The organism is Roseofilum sp. KMC-1 (assembly GCF_057802075.1).
In genome coordinates this window covers 349,230-366,858 of the sequence record NZ_CM173605.1, presented here as the reverse complement: position 1 = coordinate 366,858, position 17,629 = coordinate 349,230, and the positions used below count along the sequence as shown (strand labels likewise).

Sequence of the window (17,629 nt, the reverse complement as noted above, 5' to 3'; positions counted from 1 at the left end):
TTACAGCGCTTTGCACTAGGCAAAAGGCAAGAGGTAATCGAAATATGAGAATTCAATTCAAAGCAATCCTTCGTACAGTCTGAGTTCTGCTACAGTCTGAGCTAGACCTTGCCTTTCGTAAGCTGAAAGTAGCTCTTCAACACTTTGGGGCGGTTTTTTCAAACTCATTCGTTGTCGTTTAGCTGCTTCTAATGCTGTGAAATTACTCACAATCAATAACCCATGTTTAATTCTTGCGCCTCAGATGCAAGTTCCTCTACTAGAGCAAAGCTGAGAGATTTAGACTCAGTGGAAGAAATTGAATCGGAGGTACAATCCTTACGGCTTTTTGAGGAGTTCTACGGTAGATTTCTCTCCCCAGAGATAGAAGAGACAGTAAGTATTCGTTGCTGTTTACAGAATATTAAAGAACTTAAAGTAACTACTTCCTACCCGCTTCTACTTCGTTTGTTCAGTGCTCGTCAAAATGAATCTCTTAGTGATGCTGACCTCGAAAAATGCCTTGGATTAATTGAGTCATTTGTTGTTCGTCGGGCTGTTTGTGGAGTACCTACAAATACTCTAAACAAACTGTTTATACAGTGGTCAAAGAACTTTCCTGATTCAGATCATGTTCAATGGTTACATCGGTCTTTATCATCAGGTAGCGGTAGCAGCAGATTCCCCAAAGACTCTGAATTTGCTACAGCCTTTACTACGCAACCACAGTATGGGCGAGGAAGTACTCGTTTTATTCTTTGTCGTCTTGAAAAATACTTTAAACACAAGGAAGCAGTTGATCTTTCAACAGCAACAATAGAACATGTTATGCCTCAAACACTTAATCAAGAATGGAAAGATGCACTAGGTTCAGAAGGAATTGACCCTAATTTAGTTAATACCTTTGGCAATTTAACTTTGACTGGCTACAACTCAGAGTTAGGAAACCTTCCGTTTTTAGAGAAGAAAACTAAACTTGAAAATACCCACATTGAGTTGAACCGATGGCTGCTTGAACAAGATAATTGGGGAGCAGCAGAGATTGAAGAACGAGCAAAAGAATTACTGGCTATGGCTAACGAAATTTGGGTAGCTCCTTTAGATTCCTCTTCCAGTTAACTTACCGTATTCAGAGCGATCGCCGATCTTGTAGGGTGCGTTGCGATGAGCAAACGCACCATCACTCCCATCGCTCATCTAGCCCAAACTCAACTGGGTATTCACCCCAATTTGGCGGATAAATCCCTTCCATAATCAATCGCTGCACACTTGAAAATTGCCATTCTGTTGACACTTGGCACAATTGATGATGCACTCGGTTGTAGTGAATATAATCACAATGTTGAGCAAAATCGGTTTCGTCTCGAATCAAATGTTCCCAAAACCGACGCTGCCACAGATTGCGATCCTTACACTTCCTGCGAGAATTTGAAACGTTCACACCAAGTTCTAACTGAGTTCCATAATGCCTCGTGACATAAGTTTTGATCAGACGCAAACGAGTGGATAAATCGCTGTCATTTTGAGGTAAAGTCCAAAGACAGTGGAAAGGATCGGGTAACAGCACAAAGGCATCAATTGCAAAAGGACCAGTTTCTCTAACCTGATTGATCGCTTTCGTAGCGCATGACGACCCATCTCACGGCACAGCCAGGGCTGGCGTTGATAGGTGACTTGGGTGATGAAGTAGGTGCCGCCTGCAATTCCAGGTCTTCGATAGTTGGACATGAGAGAATATAGCTCAAGGATTAATGCTAGGATGCCCAACAAAATGGCGCGTTTGCTGTTCAGCAACGCACCTACAAGATCAGCGATCGCTAATCGCTCTGGCTAGTACTATAGCTTTATTGTGGGGTGGTTTAGGCGGATAGAATAGAGCCTAAAACCACATCTAGTAATCCGTTGTAACCCACCAATTCAGATGTGTCGTAATACTAGGCAATCACCTTAGCCACCACACCTGCTCCCACAGTACGCCCCCCTTCACGAATGGCAAACCGTAACCCTTCATCCATCGCAATCGGTGCAACCAGTTCCACCTGCATTTGAATATTATCGCCAGGCATCACCATCTCTACCCTTTCAGGTAATTCGATAGTGCCCGTCACATCCGTTGTCCGGAAGTAGAACTGAGGTCGATAGCCCTTAAAGAACGGCGTATGTCGTCCACCTTCATTTTCCGACAGAATGTAAACTTCCGCTTCAAACTTCGTGTGGGGTGTGATTGAACCCGGCTTGGCGAGAACTTGACCGCGCTCAATGTCATCAGCCTTAATCCCCCTTAATAATGCACCAACGGCCTCACCGGCACGGCCTTCATCGAGCAGCTTACGAAACATTTCCACACTCGTACAAGTGGTTTTGGTCGTGTCTTTAATCCCAATAATTTCGACCTCGTCACCCACCCGTAAAACACCCCGCTCGATGCGCCCCGTGGCCACCGTGCCACGACCTGAAATTGAGAAAATATTTTCGATCGGCATCAACAAGGGCAGATCAACCGCACGTTCCGGCTCTGGGATGTAAGTATCTAAGGCTCCCGCCAGTTCAACAATTTTTGCTTCCCACTCGTCTTCACCGTTAAGAGCGCCGAGGGCAGAGCCTCGGATCACAGGCAGGTTATCACCGGGAAAGTCGTACTCACTGAGGAGTTGACGAATGTCCAGTTCGACTACTTCGAGCAATTCTTCGTCATCAACCATGTCACATTTGTTCATGAAGACGACGACGTAGGGCACACCCACCTGACGGGCCAAGAGAATATGCTCACGGGTTTGGGGCATGGTGCCATCGAGCGCCGAGACGACCAAGATCGCGCCGTCCATTTGTGCCGCACCCGTAATCATGTTTTTGACATAGTCAGCGTGTCCTGGGCAGTCTACGTGGGCATAATGGCGATTCGGTGTGCCATATTCCACATGGGATGTGGAGATGGTGATGCCGCGTTCACGCTCCTCTGGCGCATTATCGATCGAGTAAAAATCCCTTGCTTGCCCGCCGTATATTTTCGCAAGTGTTGTGCAAATTGCTGCGGTGAGTGTGGTTTTACCGTGGTCAACATGGCCGATAGTTCCAACGTTGACATGGGGTTTTAGGCGCTCAAATTTTTCTTTAGCCATGAATTTTCATCCTTACTCGATTAAGCAAGATCATGATTTTAATGGATGATCTCTTTTTGAAAAATATTTTATCGATTCACAGCAAATGAGCCGCGAATTATAGCAGTGAAAGGGAGAGTTAGGACATAATATAAAGATGAAGTTAGCGATCGTGAGATGATGCCATCAGCTTATAGTATAGACCTAAGACATAAAGCCGTAGGGGCCTATGATAGAGGAGAGCGTAAGAGCGATGTGTGTAAAACATTTGACATCAGTCGCAACACCTTAGACCTGTGGCTTAAACGTCGGGAGGAAAGGGGGAACGTGGCTCCTGTGACCTACCGTAGAGGGCCAAAACCGAAAATCAATGACCTGAAAGAGTTTGAAGGGTTTGCCAAAGAAAATGGACATCTAACTCAACAAGAAATGGCCCAGAAGTGGCCAAGTCGAGTAAGTAGAGTGCTGATAGGACAAGCACTTAAGAAAATTGAGTTTACGCGAAAAAAAAACATACCTGTACCAAGAGAGGAAGGAAAAAGACAGAGCAGAGTTTATAGAGAAGCTCAAAGGGTATGCCCAAGAGAGATTAGTATATGTGGATGAAGCGGGTATAGATGATACCATAGATTATCCTTACGGTTACTCTCATAAATCCCAAAGATATGTAGCAGAGAAATTAGGACATCGGCAGAAGAGAATTAGTGTGGTTAGTGGGTGGAGACAAGGAGAGATTATCGCCCCAATGATATTCGAGGGTTACTGCAACAGCCAAGTGATCTGTAAATGGGTAAAAGAGTTCTTAGTACCTGAATTAATACCGGGGCAGATGGTAGTGATAGATAATGCCAGTTTCCATCCTCAAGCAAAAATCAAGGAATTAGTGAGTCAGGCCAGATGTGAGGTGATATTTCTACCCACTTATTCCCCGGATTTGAATAAAATTGAACACTTTTGGGAGCGCTTGAAGAAAGAGGTTGGAAAACTTAAGCACAAGTGTGAGTCTCTTTATGATGCGATCATAGAAGCTTTTAAGATTCTGTCCTAACTATCCCTTTCTTTGCTATACCGTAGGGGTAATGCTGTCACCCCAGCACCAGGGGGAAGGGACTTTCACCCTTGCGGTTATTCAGTTATCAAGGTACAATGTCCTTGTCACCCGTCCCTGAGCTAGGTTTAGCTCATTTAGGATGTACGAATCGCACACAATTCGGGTGCAGCGGATTGACCGAAGCCGCTTGGGTAGGATGCAAAAATCCTGACAACCGCTGACCCGAACCGTTAGGTTGCTTTGCGTTATCTGGGAGGACAACGGTTTGAAAGCTTTCTGTGAAAAAAGAAAGTTTTATAGTTGATTTAGTTAAGGGTTTAGGGCAATGACTGCTGAATGGGACGGTATCACTAAATCAGAGGCGCTTCGGAACGATGAGGTTGTGATTCGCCATGCACTTGCAGATGCCGCAAAACAATATAACTGGAAGAAAACCCTTGAAATTCTTGATAAGCGTCCAGATTTGATCAATGTGACTCGTCCTGATGGGCGATCGCTATACACCCCTCTCCATCAATCTGCACATGGAAATGCGCCAGGAGAAGTAGTACAAAAAATGTTAGACATGGGAGCATGGCGGACGTTACAGAATGCTGATGATGAAAGAGCAGTGGATATCGCAAAGAGAAAGGGATATCAGAGCTTGGTTCATTTACTAGAGCCAGTCTACAAAACACATATTTCTCACACAACAGTTCAAAAAATTCAAACTAATTTCCACGAAATTATTCTCGGTAGAGCAGGTGATTTGGTTCAAGAATCTAGGCTGAGGCTTCCAGAGTTAGAACCGTTGCTAGAACTAGAACAACCTCGAATGTGGTTTGCAGTTCCTGGTATGTATGGTGGGTTTAGTTATTGGCTTGATGGTGAGGGGAAAAATGCAAAGTTGATTTCTGAGAGTTGGTGTCGTGTTGTTGGTGGATCAGGGCAGCGTCATGAGATTACTAGCAAAGAGGGAAAATTAGTTGATGAAGGTTTTGTTTAAACCTATGGATGTAGCCGCAACCTAATTAAACTCAGTGGAAGAGTCACCCCTCCCACTGGTCTACAAAACCGGACGTGAGACTTTCACCTCATCCGGCTCCTCAATCTTTTGGTGACTGACAATCACACCAAACCGCGATAGTCATCTGCCGTTTTAACGTATAGTTGAAGGCATTCTCAAGATCGAGGACATCAATACTTAGGCCCTACCCTTGTATCAGGTAGAGCCTAAAATTCTCGTCTAGCGGACAAATTGGGGCATCACTTCAGCCGCCGTGAAAAGTCCGTAAATACCGCGACGGTGTAAGGAAATTCCGGCTTTGAGATAGCCAAAGGCGGGGCCGCAAACATTGGCGGCCATGCTGGTTTCATCCCCTAGAGTGAAGGTATGGGTGGAGATTTTGCCTTCAAAAGTGCGTCCAGTAAGTTGGACGTTGGTGCTGAGGGGTTTTTTCGGGTTGCGGGTATCGACGACACCGCCGACAGAGACGCAAGAGCGATCGCAGATTCCGGCTAATTCCAGCATAATATCATCAGCATGTTCCATATTTTCTAACGCTAAAATGCCATTAGTTTTATCCAGCAGCGCCTCCACCTCCGCATCTGTCATCCCTCTAGCTTTCTCCACATCATAGCCAGGCATATGGGCAATATCTTCGCGAATAGTGGCGCGATAGGCTTCCCAGTTGGCAATACCCACGCCAAAAGTAATCTTACACGAGTGAATCTCGGCATAACTTTGGGCAGCCAGTGCCGCAGCCGCCGTCAGCAAGCCAGGGGTTGCACCGCATCCCGTCATGTAGGTAATTCCGGCTTGTTGCAACTCCTCTTGCAGCTCTAGCAGTTGTTCTACGGCACTGGTGCGCTTGAGCGCATCCACTAACACCCCTTGCCAACCGGAGGCGATAAACTGCCGAGCCACATCAGCCATAAAGGTATTGGGGAGATTGGGAAGCGCTAGAAAATAGCCCTCTACAACAGAAGCCTGTTGGATTAAGTCGGCAATGCTATGATCGCTCAGGGTTCCCCATGGCTCTACATATCCGACTGTATGGGACTCTCGATACACTTGAGCGCAAAGATCCCCATCTAATCCCTCTGGATGGTAAGCATAGCCCTTATGGTCAGCTACTGCCGTTAATCGCATTTCCCCTTTTGGAGCCAAAACCTTAGCAGCCGCTTGTCCCAAACCCCCAAAGCCCAACACGCCAACAGGCATCACCCCAATATTTTGCTTGTTCATCATAAGTTACACGGATTTTTGCAAAGACTGATCCTTTATTATCAACCATGGTGGGTTCCCCTTCCCTAATGAGAAAGTATTGCTAATGGTAACGATTTAGATTTAGAGGGACAGGGGCTGGAATCCCAATCTCCTCAGTTTCTTGACGCTTACGAAAACTTGCGTCAAACTGACAAATAATTGAGGATACACTTCAGGTGTGTCATAATTTTTGTTACGATTTGCATCATTATGATGCAGTTAAAAGCTAAGTTCATTCCTTTGCAGGAAAAACATAGGCTTTGTTTATCAGGGATCAACTCACATGGAAACCCTAGAGTTCATCATTTACCCGGATGGTCGGGTAATGGAAAAAGTAACTGGCATTGTTGGATCGTCCTGTGCGGAAGTGACCGCAGCCATTGAAGCTCAACTCGGTCATGTCCTCAAAGTCGAACCAACTGCTGAGTATTTTGCCCAAGTGCAACAGGAAGAGAACGTGACCACCAATCAGGCTACATTTAGCCAGTGGTAATGATTTTGTCAACTGTATTTTGTATTTTTACACCCAACAACCTGCCATGTCACACTTTAGTCAAATTAAAACTCAAATTCGCAATTTAGAGGCTCTGAAAACTGCTTTAAGCGAGTTAGAGATTGATTGGAAATCTGGCCCTAGCCCGGTGCGCGGATATCAAGGGCAAACCCATGATGCGGAAGTGGTTATTGAACAAGAGAATGGCTATGATATCGGCTTTAGCTGGAATGGCCAATCCTATCAGTTAGTTTCGGATATGCAGTTCTGGCAGCAGAATCTTTCCGTACAAGGTTTTATTAATAAGATTACTCAGCGTTACGCCTATCATACGGTGGTGCAAGAGACGGCCAAGCAAGGCTTTCAAGTAGCAGAACAGCAGAAAAATGAGGATGGTTCGATTCGCCTAGTGCTGCAACGTTGGAGTGCGTAATGGATGATTTTTATCCCCTTTTAACCGAAGATCGGGGTTTAGAACGCAGTGGACTAGAGCCTGAGTTAGGCGGTGCATGGCGGGATGAACCGGAACGGACAGGATGGGAACCCGAATTGGGGGGAGTTCTGCGCCAGAAGGGGGTTTATGTGGATGAGGTAACCTGTATTGGGTGCAAACATTGCGCCCATGTGGCCCGAAATACGTTTTATATTGAAGACGAGTATGGGCGATCGCGGGTGATTCGGCAAGATGGAGATCCCGAAGAGCTGATTCAAGAGGCGATTGATACCTGTCCCGTAGACTGTATCCACTGGGTTGATTATGCCGAACTCAAACAACTGGAAGAGGAACGAAAATATCAAGTGATGCCTGTTCCTGGTTTTCCTGTAAACCGAGGATTAATGGGATCAACCCAACGCCGATTACACCAAAATCCAGAATAAATTAACCCGAAAGGTTGTAGAGTAGGGGCGAACATCTGTTCGCCCCCTACTCTCTTTTATTGTATCAGAATTTCTGTAATTGCTGGTGAAGCCCAAAAAGCCAAGTTGATTAAGATGGAGATTATCCCCTAACCTTATGAAAATAATAGACTTTTTTTCTAAAGTAATAGACTTGATAAACTTAAATCAAATGAGATATCAAGTTCTTGAGCAAAATCGCTTCAGCCTCACCCTCAGAATTTACAGCGCCCGACTTTTTTCCAGTTGGATCTTTCCTGAAGTGATTACTTTGAGTTTTAATAGGGCAACTCACCTAGTTACCCTGAAAACTGGCAGAAAAGTGATTGAGCGTCCATTCTCTCAGACTGTTGCTTGTGAAATAGAACGGAATCAGCAAGTGTGGGAACTGGTCTTATGGCAGCAGAAAACCGATGATATGTATGGTGCGCGGTTCTTAGGTGAACGGTTGAGAATTGCCCGGGGCGGCGAACGAGGGCTTAATAAACTAAAAGCTTGTATTGAACGATTCTGGGGTGAGCATCCCTTTGCAATTATTCATAGCGGAAACTATGGAACCTGGATCGCCTATCACACAGATGATGTCCTTGAAATTCATCACGAGTCCAACCGCCAGCCACTTTTTGGCCCAAGCACGCATTTCTGTGACACGGCTTATGTGATTTCAAGAAAAAGGGGTGAGTTAAAGGTGATTCGGAATGAGTCTTTTTTTGAAGAGACGAGTAGTGGAGTCAGAGCCAAACTTAAAACCAAAAGTGAGTCCTATACTTATCGACTTCAGGATATTGAATCTTGGATGATTGAAAGGGACGATGAGGGTGATGAGTGTATTGTTTTGAAGCTGTATAACCAGCCTCCGATCGAGATTTCACCCTACCTTGACTACTTTCCAAGTTCTGATACTAAGGAAGCACAGTATGGGGGCTATGGCCCCAATAAATTTGTGATCAACAAAATTAAAGCCTTTATTGAGGGCTAGAATCTAAGGGACATTAAAAGAGAAAGGGATGCGGGTGATTCGGCAAGATGGAGATCCCGAAGATCCGTAAACAATTTAGCTGCTGAAGCATTTTTATGTATTGACCAAAGTACCTTTAGTTGTTAGTAACGACAATCATCAAACGCAACTGATTAATGCTGTCATTGATACGGGATACACAGGTTTTCTGAGTTTGCCGCGTGAAATTATTGATCTCCTAAATTTGCCTTGGAACTGATATAATTTTTTGCGCTGTATTTACTGATTATGAATTGAACCCACTTCCCAGATCTTAATGTTGCCATCAGCGCCCCCACTGACTAAAAGATCCCCTTGGGGACTAAAGGCTAGGGATAAAACTTCGCCATCATGATCTCGAAGTAAGCCGATGGCTTCTTGGGTTTCTAGATTCCAGATTTGAATGCTGCGATCGCCTCCACTACTGGCTAAAATCTTACCATCGGGACTCACCGCTAAGGCTGTCACTTCCCCCGGATGCATCAGGGTTGCTTGTACGGCTCCCGAAGACAGATCGCGGATGAAAATTTGGCTACTTTGACTGACGATAAACCGCTTATTATCGGCCATAAAGACCAAGGCTCCCACAGCCGTGTTCGTGATTTTAGGCAACATCTTATCCTGGAGATTGACTAAATTCACTTGATATAAATTCCCCGTATCTGTACCTGCAATTAAGGTTTTCTGATCGGGACTGAGGGCCAAACGGTTTACCCATCCGGTTTCCCAGGTAAAGGTGAGGCGGCGGAACCCATTATACAAGTCCCATAGTTTGACGGTGCGATCGCGGCTGCCTGTGGCTAAAATCTTATACTCACTGCTAATAGCCAAAGTCACTACCCCTTGCAAGCCATCCTGGGGTTCAATCTCCCACTGTTTGCCATTACCGAGATCCCAAATCTTCAAGCCATCATCGCTACGGCTGGCACTGGCCAAGAGTTTGCCATCGGGACTCAGGGCGATCGCACTGACGGCATAGGAGCCGCGCTGATCTTGATGAGCATTCAGGGTGCGGCTGAGGCTTCCACTGGGTAATTCCCACAGCTTGACTGTACCCTCTGTACCATTACTGGCTAAAACCTGACCCTTCGGACTCATGGCGATCGCATTAATCGGTTCTTTCTGGGACTCAATCGTATGAGCCAGCCGAATCTGCACATCCCCTTGATTGAGTTCCGTTTTCTGGGGGGAACGAAACCGGATTTCTCTGAAACTGGTTTGATTGCCATACCAAACTCCAGCCATAGCCAAACTTAAAACAAATATCCCCGCTAATAGGGGATGCAAAGACGGTTGCCGTCGATCGCGCCAAGAGGCTTGCATCACTGGAATTGTCCCTCCTCCCCTATATTGGGGATAGCCCGAATTCGAGGGCGGTAACGGCGTAAAATTAGACCATCCTGGAACCGTTGAGGGGGCATTAGACACCCGATGACTTCCCCAATGATGGGGAGGAGCAGGTTGAATGGGGATCTTCTTCCGGTTCACCGGTTTCAGGTGCAGTCCCCGTTGTACAGCGCCTTGAGAGGGAAAGGGATCGCGACCATTTAACCGTTGAGTGCGATCGCACCACGGACAGCGATCTAAATGATTGCCATAGCGATGCTGATCGTTTTTACTACAGGTTATTAACTCCTTCTCTGCCTCCTGAAGCGCCAACTGCCAGACCTTGGCATCTGGGCGCACATGGGGATTATCAAAGCCCTCCTCAAAACAGCGCCGAAACAATACTTGCAGTTTTGGATGTAACATCGTCAATGGGGGAGATACGGGCATGGGCGTGAGGGGAACCGATCGCGTCCCGTGAGGAAAGTAACCCTGGGCAATCCGTTCGGCGATCGCCGGTGGATCGCCGGGCAATTTATACACCCCAGCAAAGGGATGGGTTCCCTCCATCAACAACTGAAAAATCAACACCGCTAACCCAAAACAATCCTGTTCTGGAGTCCGATTCAAATTGCCAAACGACTGACCTTGTAGCTCTGGAGGCGTAAATTCTGGCTTACCCACCGGACAGCGATAAACCTCTTCGGTTTGCGGATGTTTCACCTGAATTGAATCCATATCCACCAGGGTAATTAAAGTCGTTTCCGTCACCAAAATATTCGACTCATTCACATCCCCAATCACATATCCCCGCTCGTGCAAACTCTTCAGAGCGCCCGCCAAATTTCGCGCAGTTCGGTGCAACCGAGAATATTCAAACCAAGGCCATTGGGTGCGGCGAGTTTTGGGATTATACAAATCAATAATCGGTCGCATTCCACTAATGCGTGGCATCAAAAAACCCACTACTTCTTGCTTCTGATTCAACAGCAAATCCTCTGGCCAAGCAAAAGAAAGATGATTTTGACTCGCTGTGGGATTATTAGGTGGATTTTCTACCATTGCCGCTAATTTAGGGCCATATTCCGGTTTCAGCTTATGGTAAACCTTGGCTACCAGGGTCTGATCTTCGCTGAGTCCGTAAACTTTAGCTTCACCACCCACCCCTAATTCTGTGGCAGCTTGTAAATCTATCCATTCTTGATTTGAGTGGCGTTGAAGCTTCATAATCGGTTTACTTTAAGACAAGGAATTTTTAATTTTTAATTTTTAATTTTTAATTGATTTAGGCTGCCTAACACCATGGTTAGATCGTCATCTGTCCGTTCTGTAATCCGGGGATGAGCGAGAAAACCCTGAAGTTCACGCTCGGCCGCTTGAGAATCTTCCATTTGATCGACAAACCGAAACAGGGGAGTAAAGAACGGAGCATGGGGTGTACCTTCTGGTAATTTTAAGGCTAATCGTTGCAGTCCATCGGAGAAGAGGGCAAAATGGGCAATTTCTCCTTCCCAAACTTTAATTTGGGCACTCTCTAAGGCATTAGCAGAAATTAAAAAGGTGGTTTCATTAGCATATTCTCCATTTTCCGGCTGAGTCAGTGCGATAAGATGACCTTGGCGATCGCCGATCACCACTGCTCCATCTCCGACTTGTGCGACTGCCACCTTCTGGGAATTAGCTACCAAAATTAACAAAGTCGTGGCTAACTGGCGCATTTCCACATCACGAGTTAAGCTTTCTGCGGCGATCGCCTTTTGAGCTTGTGCTAACACTTCCTCTAAAAGCTCTTCCCAGCAAACCTCTGAATGCTCGATCTCTAATTTATCCCACTGTCGTTTAATCTGCTCCACTGCTGTTTGTGTCGCTACCTGCGCTCCCACATCAGACAAGGAAGCAGAACCCGCTCCATCTGCTACTGCTGCTACAATCCATCCTGGCCCCAGGATATCCCAAGCATGGGCATCTTGGCAGGGTTGTCCCCGCTTCTGATGACTCGTCCCTAATACCGAACTGGCGATCGCCTGCCAACCATTCAGAGGCGATAAAATATGGTCAGGCTCTTGGGGGGTGGGGGTTTGCAGATCTCCAGACAGGGTACTCATGGTCATCGATTAGTTCAGTTTTTGTTGGATACTCACCCCCAATTCTGTCATTCCCAGGGCAGGGAAGCAATAAGTGAGTGTCGAATTATGAGTAATGAATTATGAGTAATGAGTGATGAGTAATGAGTTACAGCGCTTTGGTTGGCTATGGGGGACAGTATTGAATCCTTAAAGCCATGTACCACAACCCTATTCCCTATTCCCTATTTTCCTTCACCCTTAACCACCCAACGCCACAGGGGATGACTTTCTCCCTGTTGGCGAATGCGACAGACTTTACGCTCTAGCCCTTTCTGATAGCGCTGGGGAAAACCGAAGAGAATGTTGCGACTTTGCCAGACTAAAACGGCGGTGGTTAAACCGATACTACTGGAAAAGGAGATCGCCGCTAGGGGATGGAAATAGAAGCTATAGTACAGTCCAGACCAGGTAAAATGGTCAAATAGGAGGAATAGGGGCGATCGCATCTTCCACAGACTGGGAAACCCAAAAATCAACCACCATAAGCTCACCACCAACCACCGTCCCCCAACCAGCAACCGATGATAGCGCATCACTTGCGCCTGAAATTGGGGGTCAAGATCGATCTGAGAATCCGGGGAAGTCAATGAACAATGAACAATGAATAATAGGTAATTCGTATCGTAACTAGGAATTGGTGTAGGAGCGGGTTTACAAAGATGTTGGTGGAAAGACGAAAATATGGGTGAACCCGCCCCTATATTTTCCCCTATATTTTAGATTAACTACTCCGAGGTTGGGGTAGAGTCTAGGATTTCTCCCTCTGTAGCTGTTGCTAGGATAGCGTGGCCGGTTTTCTCGCGCCACCAAGCTAACAGGGTACTGGCGATAAAGATACTGGAATAGGCTCCGGCAATAAAACCTACAATTAGGGCTAGAGCAAAGTATTTTAGGGTTTCGCCACCAAGGAAAAAGATGGCAATCAGGGGCAAAACAGTGGTAATACTGGTGTTGAGCGATCGCATCAAGGTCTGATTTACCGCTTCATCCACCACATCATTAATATGCTTTTCCGGATAAAACTGGAGTGTTTCCCGCACCCGGTCATAAATCACCACCGTATCATTAACAGAAAATCCAATAATTGTTAGTAGAGAGACGATAAATAGGCTATCAATTTCCACTCCTGCGACTACACCCAAAATTGCAAACACTCCCATGGTGACCAATACATCATGAAAGAGAGCTACAAAGGCAAAAAAGGCATAATCGAGTTGGAAACGGAAATTGAGGTAGAGGGTAATTCCCGCAAATGCTACCAACATCGCCAGTAAACCGGAAGTAAACAACTGTTTCCCTAATGTAGGGCCAACGGTATCGATTTGGGTTTTTTCTACGTCAAATATACCGATCGCCTCTGCTAAACTCTTTTGCAGTTCTGTACGCTCCTCTACATCTAAATCCTTGGTGCGGATGGTCACCCCAGTCCGGTTTTCACCGATAATCTGGATATTGGGATTAGCAACACCCAGACGATCAGTTACTTCCCGCACTTTAGCAATCTCAATGGGGCGATCGCAATTTCCCGGTTGGGTGCAGTCAAGTTCCAGTTGCAAACGAGTTCCCCCGACAAAATCCAGACCCGGCCGTAGGGGGGCCCCAATTCCTGGAGTCATCCAAGAAACAATCATCCCTATCAATCCGGCCAGAATGACACCAGCAGAAATTGACCACCAGAGGTTACGTTGTTTAATAATGCTAATCATGGTTTACCGTTTGGGGAGCGGAGCAAGATTGGGACAAAACAGGTTCGGTTTACGCAGTCCAGGGAACTGAAGCACGTATAACATCAGGGTACGACTGCATGTCACGGCAGTAAACATACTGATCGCCACCCCAATACCTAGAGTCAGAGCAAACCCTCTGACTAAACCTGTGCCTAACCAGAATAGGGCTACACAGGAAATCACAGTGGTCAGATTACCATCAAGGATACTGGAAAAGGCGCGATAAAAGCCCGATTCTACAGAGCGATAAAGAGTTTTACCCTCTCGTAATTCTTCCCTGGTGCGCTCAAAAATTAACACATTAGCATCTACTGCCATGCCGATACTGAGGATAAAACCCGCAATTCCAGGTAGAGTCAGGGTGACTTGGAACAGCTTAAATGCTGCCAAGGTGAGGAGGGCATAGATGAGTAGGGAAATATTGGCGATCGCCCCCGGCAGTCGATAGTACACCACCATATACACCAACACCAGAAACAATCCACCCAAGCCCGCGTAGATACTCTTGCGGACACTATCTTGTCCCAAGGTCGCGCCAACCGTGCGGTTTTCCACAATTTCCACAGGCACGGGGAGAGCGCCCCCTCGCAGTTGGATCGACAAGTCATTGGCCGTTTCAGCGATAAAATTACCGGTAATTTCTGCACGCCCCCCTACAATTCCGGTTTCCGCAAATTCTACGCCCACTGTGGGGGCACTCACGAGTTGATTATCCAAGAAAATACCAATGCTGCGACCGGTTCCGGCTAAGTTTTTGGTCAGTTCAGCAAACCGATCTCCCCCCTCACCATTAAACTCAATCACCACAGCCCAGTTACCAGTTCCTTGGGGAGGACGGGGTAGGGAATCTTGGAGTTGATCTCCAGTTAAGCCCACTTTATCAAATAGGGGCGCAACCTCCTCATTCACTTTACGAATCTGCTCCTGATTTTCGGCGATCGCCTCCGCGCTCTCTTCCGGATCTTCTTCTCTCAAAAGGGACTGTTCAAACTCCAGCGTCCTCAAAATCTGATATTGGGCCGCAAACTCATCCTCCGTTCCTTGCCGTTGCTGGCGAAACTCCAACTGGGCTGTGCCACCTAATACCCGTTCCGCCTGAGCCGGATCGTTAACCCCTGGTAGTTGAATGGAAATCTGATCCTCTCCCAATGTCTGGATTATCGCCTCGGAAACCCCCAAACCATTGATCCGATTTTCCATCACTCGCTGTACTGCCTCTAGTTTTCGAGGTGTAATTTCTGGGACTTCTTCAGTAGTTTTCACTTGAATAGTCAATTGTGCCCCCCCTTGCAAATCTAAACCTAAGCGGGTTTCGATTTTCGCCAATACCGTGATCGCGGCGATCACCAGCACAATCATTAAAGCTAAAATTGTTCGTTGTTTCCCCATCGTTTAATCTTTGATAGTAAAGGGTAGGGGCGGGTTATACCCAAATCTCGAAGACCAACCATCAATCTCGTCAACCCGCCCAAAACATATAAGTAGTTAGGAGTCAGGGAGTAAAGAGTATAGGCGATCTCCCCATCCCCCCATCCCCCTATCTCCCCATCCCTAGATGCCTAAACCTGTAATGCCATCATTTGTTTAACAGCTTCTACAATCTTACCCGGTTGGACAATGGTTAGGTTTTCCAAGGTTCCATTATAGGGAGTGGGAATATCTTGGGAAGAAAGGCGTACCACCGGAGCATCGAGTTCATCAAATAATTGTTCATTAATGGAAGCCGTTAATTCTGCTCCAATGCCACCGGTTTTCATACATTCTTCCACAACGATCACCCGATGGGTTTTGCGAATAGATGCGCCAATGGTATCAAAATCTAAGGGTTTGAGAGAAATTAAATCAATGACCTCCGGATCGAATCCTTCTTGCTCTAGGGTTTTGGCCGCTTGCATGGCATGGTGACGCATCCGAGAATAGGTTAAAATAGTCACGTCTTTACCCCGACGGACAATTTCTGCTCGGTCTAAGGGGACTAAATATTCAGTTTCCGGTAAGTTTTCCTTCAGGTTATAGAGCAACACATGCTCGAAAAATAAGACGGGGTTGCCATCGCGAATGGCTGATTTCATCAGTCCTTTGGCATTATAGGGCGTGGAACAAGCAACTATTTTCAGTCCTGGAACGGCTTGGAAGTAGGCTTCTAAACGTTGGGAATGTTCTGCACCGAGTTGTTTACCCACGCCACCGGGGCCCCGGATTACCAGGGGAATGGTAAAGTTACCTCCGGAGGTATAGCGCAACATTCCGGCATTGTTAGAGATTTGGTTGAACGCGAGGAGCAAAAAGCCCATGTTCATCCCTTCAATGATGGGTCGCAGTCCAGTCATCGCAGCGCCAACCGCTAGTCCGGTGAAGCTGTTCTCAGCAATGGGAGTGTCGAGTACCCGCAGTTCTCCATATTTTTCATAGAGTCCTTTGGTGACTTTGTAGGAACCGCCATATTGACCAACATCTTCGCCGAGAACGAAGACGGAGGGATCGCGGGCCATTTCTTCGTCGATCGCTTCCCGGAGAGCATTGAAGAATAGTGTTTCTGCCATTTGCTACGATAAATAGAGTGTGGGGTTTTGTCAGACTAGCAGTTTAACAAAAAATGGGGTCTTCGCAGTCATGGCGATCGCATCTGCACTCGATTGGCTGGCAGTAGCTGGGTATTTGGCGTTTGCGTCCTTTATTATCTGGCAGGTGCTGACTCGTTCTTAATCTCTGACTTCTCATTATTACCAAAAGTTTAACGGTATCCAGAAAACCTATGACTCAAGCCGTAACTTTCCCAACTCAACTACCAAACCATATGGAATTGCCAGAGGAGGATGGCTCGGTTGTGAAAAACTTTCAAGAACACCCGCAAAGCATTATCCTTACGGACTCCATTGGCTCTGTTATGAAAAGGCTACATCCAGATGGACAATATGCGATCGGACAGGATAGCGGTATCTATTGGCGACTGACCGATCCTCCCGAACGGGGTTGTGAAGCGCCAGATTGGTTCTATGTTCCCCATGTTCCTCCGCTCCTGGATGGTGAATATCGCCGTTCCTATGTTCTCTGGCAAGAACATATTCTCCCTCTAGTGGTGCTAGAATTCGCTAGTGGCGATGGTACGGAGGAACGAGATAATACGCCTCTGGCGGTAGCCAATGGAACGGAAAAGATTAAGCCGGGGAAATTTTGGGTTTACGAACAGGTGATGCGGATTCCCTACTATGGGATTTTTTCCATGAGTGCAGGCACATTGGAGGTGTATCATTTGGAGGATATAACTTATCGTAAATTGACCCCGAACGATCGCGGCCATTATCCGATTACTCCTTTGGAAGTGGAGTTAGGGCTGTGGCAAGGGAATTACCAGAATCAGCATCAAAAGTGGTTGCGCTGGTGGGACGATCGAGGGAACTTGTTGCTCACTGGAGAAGAACGGGCTGCGGTGGCGGAAGAACGGGCAATCACTGCCGAAGTCGAACGCGATCGCGCTACAGAACGAGCGGAAAGAGCGGAGCGATCGCAGCGAGAAGCGATTTTTCGTCTTGCTAACATGGGCTTAAATTCCGAACAAATTGCCGAAGCTTTAAATTTATCTCTCGAAGAAGTCAGGGCGATCGCTCCCTAGAAAAAAGGGTAAGGTGGGCAGGAGAATCGTTGATATTATCCCACTCCTAAAACTCTTACCTTGCCCACCCTAAG

The 17,629-nt window shown here is 46.6% G+C and carries 18 protein-coding genes and 1 pseudogene; 9 read left to right on the top strand and 10 right to left on the bottom strand.

The window, feature by feature from the left end:
* Positions 1 to 57 precede the first annotated feature (57 nt).
* Entirely contained in the window at positions 58 to 210 is a 153-nt protein-coding gene (locus AC3FZD_RS01780) for a VapC50 family PIN domain-containing toxin (protein ID WP_488738485.1), read from the bottom strand.
* 12 nt (positions 211 to 222) lie between these two features.
* Between AC3FZD_RS01780 and AC3FZD_RS01775 the strand changes: the two genes are divergently transcribed.
* The gene (locus tag AC3FZD_RS01775; RefSeq protein WP_488738484.1) at positions 223 to 1,098 is read left to right on the top strand and encodes an HNH endonuclease family protein; all 876 of its coding nucleotides are present in this window, start codon (positions 223 to 225) and stop codon (positions 1,096 to 1,098) included.
* A 61-nt stretch (positions 1,099 to 1,159) separates the two neighbouring features.
* On the opposite strand, the pseudogene AC3FZD_RS01770 reads toward AC3FZD_RS01775, so the two are convergent.
* Together AC3FZD_RS01770 and tuf are read right to left on the bottom strand one after the other, a co-directional pair.
* Positions 1,160 to 1,707, bottom strand: a pseudogene (locus tag AC3FZD_RS01770) (REP-associated tyrosine transposase).
* A gap of 206 nt (positions 1,708 to 1,913) precedes the next feature.
* Positions 1,914 to 3,098 carry an elongation factor Tu gene (gene tuf, locus AC3FZD_RS01765; protein ID WP_488738483.1) on the bottom strand — a complete coding sequence of 395 codons (1,185 nt, stop codon included), beginning with the start codon at positions 3,096 to 3,098 and terminating at the stop codon, positions 1,914 to 1,916.
* Positions 3,099 to 3,254: 156 nt separating this feature from the next.
* On the opposite strand from tuf, the gene AC3FZD_RS01760 reads away from it, so the two are divergent.
* The 3 genes from AC3FZD_RS01760 (at position 3,255) to AC3FZD_RS01750 (ending at position 5,113) form a co-directional block, all read left to right on the top strand.
* On the top strand, positions 3,255 to 3,683 hold the full coding sequence (locus AC3FZD_RS01760; protein ID WP_488738482.1) for an IS630 transposase-related protein: 429 nt from the start codon (positions 3,255 to 3,257) through the stop codon (positions 3,681 to 3,683).
* Positions 3,568 to 4,125: an IS630 family transposase gene (locus AC3FZD_RS01755; RefSeq protein WP_488738481.1), complete on the top strand. Its 558-nt coding sequence runs from the start codon at positions 3,568 to 3,570 to the stop codon at positions 4,123 to 4,125. The genes AC3FZD_RS01760 and AC3FZD_RS01755 overlap by 116 nt, the downstream gene beginning before the upstream one ends.
* Before the next feature lie 328 nt (positions 4,126 to 4,453).
* Positions 4,454 to 5,113 carry an ankyrin repeat domain-containing protein gene (locus tag AC3FZD_RS01750; RefSeq protein ID WP_488738480.1) on the top strand — a complete coding sequence of 220 codons (660 nt, stop codon included), beginning with the start codon at positions 4,454 to 4,456 and terminating at the stop codon, positions 5,111 to 5,113.
* 240 nt (positions 5,114 to 5,353) lie between these two features.
* Here the strand turns inward: AC3FZD_RS01750 and bioU are convergent, their stop codons facing one another.
* Complete coding sequence (gene bioU, locus AC3FZD_RS01745; RefSeq protein WP_488738479.1) at positions 5,354 to 6,358, bottom strand: (S)-8-amino-7-oxononanoate synthase BioU; 1,005 nt, start codon at positions 6,356 to 6,358, stop codon at positions 5,354 to 5,356.
* A 301-nt stretch (positions 6,359 to 6,659) separates the two neighbouring features.
* Here bioU and AC3FZD_RS01740 point away from each other — a divergent pair, with 301 nt between their 5' ends.
* The 4 genes from AC3FZD_RS01740 to AC3FZD_RS01725 all read left to right on the top strand — a co-directional run bounded on the left by AC3FZD_RS01740 (position 6,660) and on the right by AC3FZD_RS01725 (position 8,745).
* Positions 6,660 to 6,869, top strand: coding sequence for a DUF2997 domain-containing protein (locus AC3FZD_RS01740; RefSeq protein WP_283751968.1), 210 nt, complete (start codon positions 6,660 to 6,662; stop codon positions 6,867 to 6,869).
* Between the two features lie 46 nt (positions 6,870 to 6,915).
* Positions 6,916 to 7,302 carry a DUF1257 domain-containing protein gene (locus tag AC3FZD_RS01735; RefSeq protein ID WP_488738478.1) on the top strand — a complete coding sequence of 129 codons (387 nt, stop codon included), beginning with the start codon at positions 6,916 to 6,918 and terminating at the stop codon, positions 7,300 to 7,302.
* Entirely contained in the window at positions 7,302 to 7,748 is a 447-nt protein-coding gene (locus AC3FZD_RS01730; protein WP_488738477.1) for a ferredoxin, read from the top strand. The genes AC3FZD_RS01735 and AC3FZD_RS01730 overlap by 1 nt, the downstream gene beginning before the upstream one ends.
* A gap of 136 nt (positions 7,749 to 7,884) precedes the next feature.
* Entirely contained in the window at positions 7,885 to 8,745 is an 861-nt protein-coding gene (locus tag AC3FZD_RS01725; RefSeq protein WP_488738476.1) for a hypothetical protein, read from the top strand.
* Positions 8,746 to 9,003: 258 nt separating this feature from the next.
* Here AC3FZD_RS01725 and AC3FZD_RS01720 read toward each other — a convergent pair whose 3' ends face one another.
* The 6 genes from AC3FZD_RS01720 to AC3FZD_RS01695 all read right to left on the bottom strand — a co-directional run bounded on the left by AC3FZD_RS01720 (position 9,004) and on the right by AC3FZD_RS01695 (position 16,485).
* Entirely contained in the window at positions 9,004 to 11,316 is a 2,313-nt protein-coding gene (locus tag AC3FZD_RS01720) for a protein kinase domain-containing protein (RefSeq protein ID WP_488738475.1), read from the bottom strand.
* A 35-nt stretch (positions 11,317 to 11,351) separates the two neighbouring features.
* Positions 11,352 to 12,194 (bottom strand): PP2C family serine/threonine-protein phosphatase, encoded by an 843-nt coding sequence (locus AC3FZD_RS01715; RefSeq protein WP_488738474.1) that lies wholly within the window; start codon positions 12,192 to 12,194, stop codon positions 11,352 to 11,354.
* Between the two features lie 203 nt (positions 12,195 to 12,397).
* Complete coding sequence (locus AC3FZD_RS01710) at positions 12,398 to 12,802, bottom strand: hypothetical protein (protein WP_488738473.1); 405 nt, start codon at positions 12,800 to 12,802, stop codon at positions 12,398 to 12,400.
* Between the two features lie 138 nt (positions 12,803 to 12,940).
* Positions 12,941 to 13,921, bottom strand: a complete 981-nt coding sequence (gene secF, locus AC3FZD_RS01705; RefSeq protein WP_488738472.1) for a protein translocase subunit SecF — start codon at positions 13,919 to 13,921, stop codon at positions 12,941 to 12,943.
* Positions 13,922 to 13,924: 3 nt separating this feature from the next.
* Positions 13,925 to 15,331: a protein translocase subunit SecD gene (gene secD / locus AC3FZD_RS01700; RefSeq protein WP_488738471.1), complete on the bottom strand. Its 1,407-nt coding sequence runs from the start codon at positions 15,329 to 15,331 to the stop codon at positions 13,925 to 13,927.
* A gap of 170 nt (positions 15,332 to 15,501) precedes the next feature.
* A complete protein-coding gene (locus AC3FZD_RS01695) occupies positions 15,502 to 16,485 on the bottom strand; it encodes an alpha-ketoacid dehydrogenase subunit beta (protein ID WP_488738470.1) in 984 nt (327 codons plus the stop codon).
* Positions 16,486 to 16,697: 212 nt separating this feature from the next.
* On the opposite strand from AC3FZD_RS01695, the gene AC3FZD_RS01690 reads away from it, so the two are divergent.
* Positions 16,698 to 17,555 carry a Uma2 family endonuclease gene (locus AC3FZD_RS01690; RefSeq protein WP_488738469.1) on the top strand — a complete coding sequence of 286 codons (858 nt, stop codon included), beginning with the start codon at positions 16,698 to 16,700 and terminating at the stop codon, positions 17,553 to 17,555.
* Positions 17,556 to 17,629 lie beyond the last annotated feature (74 nt).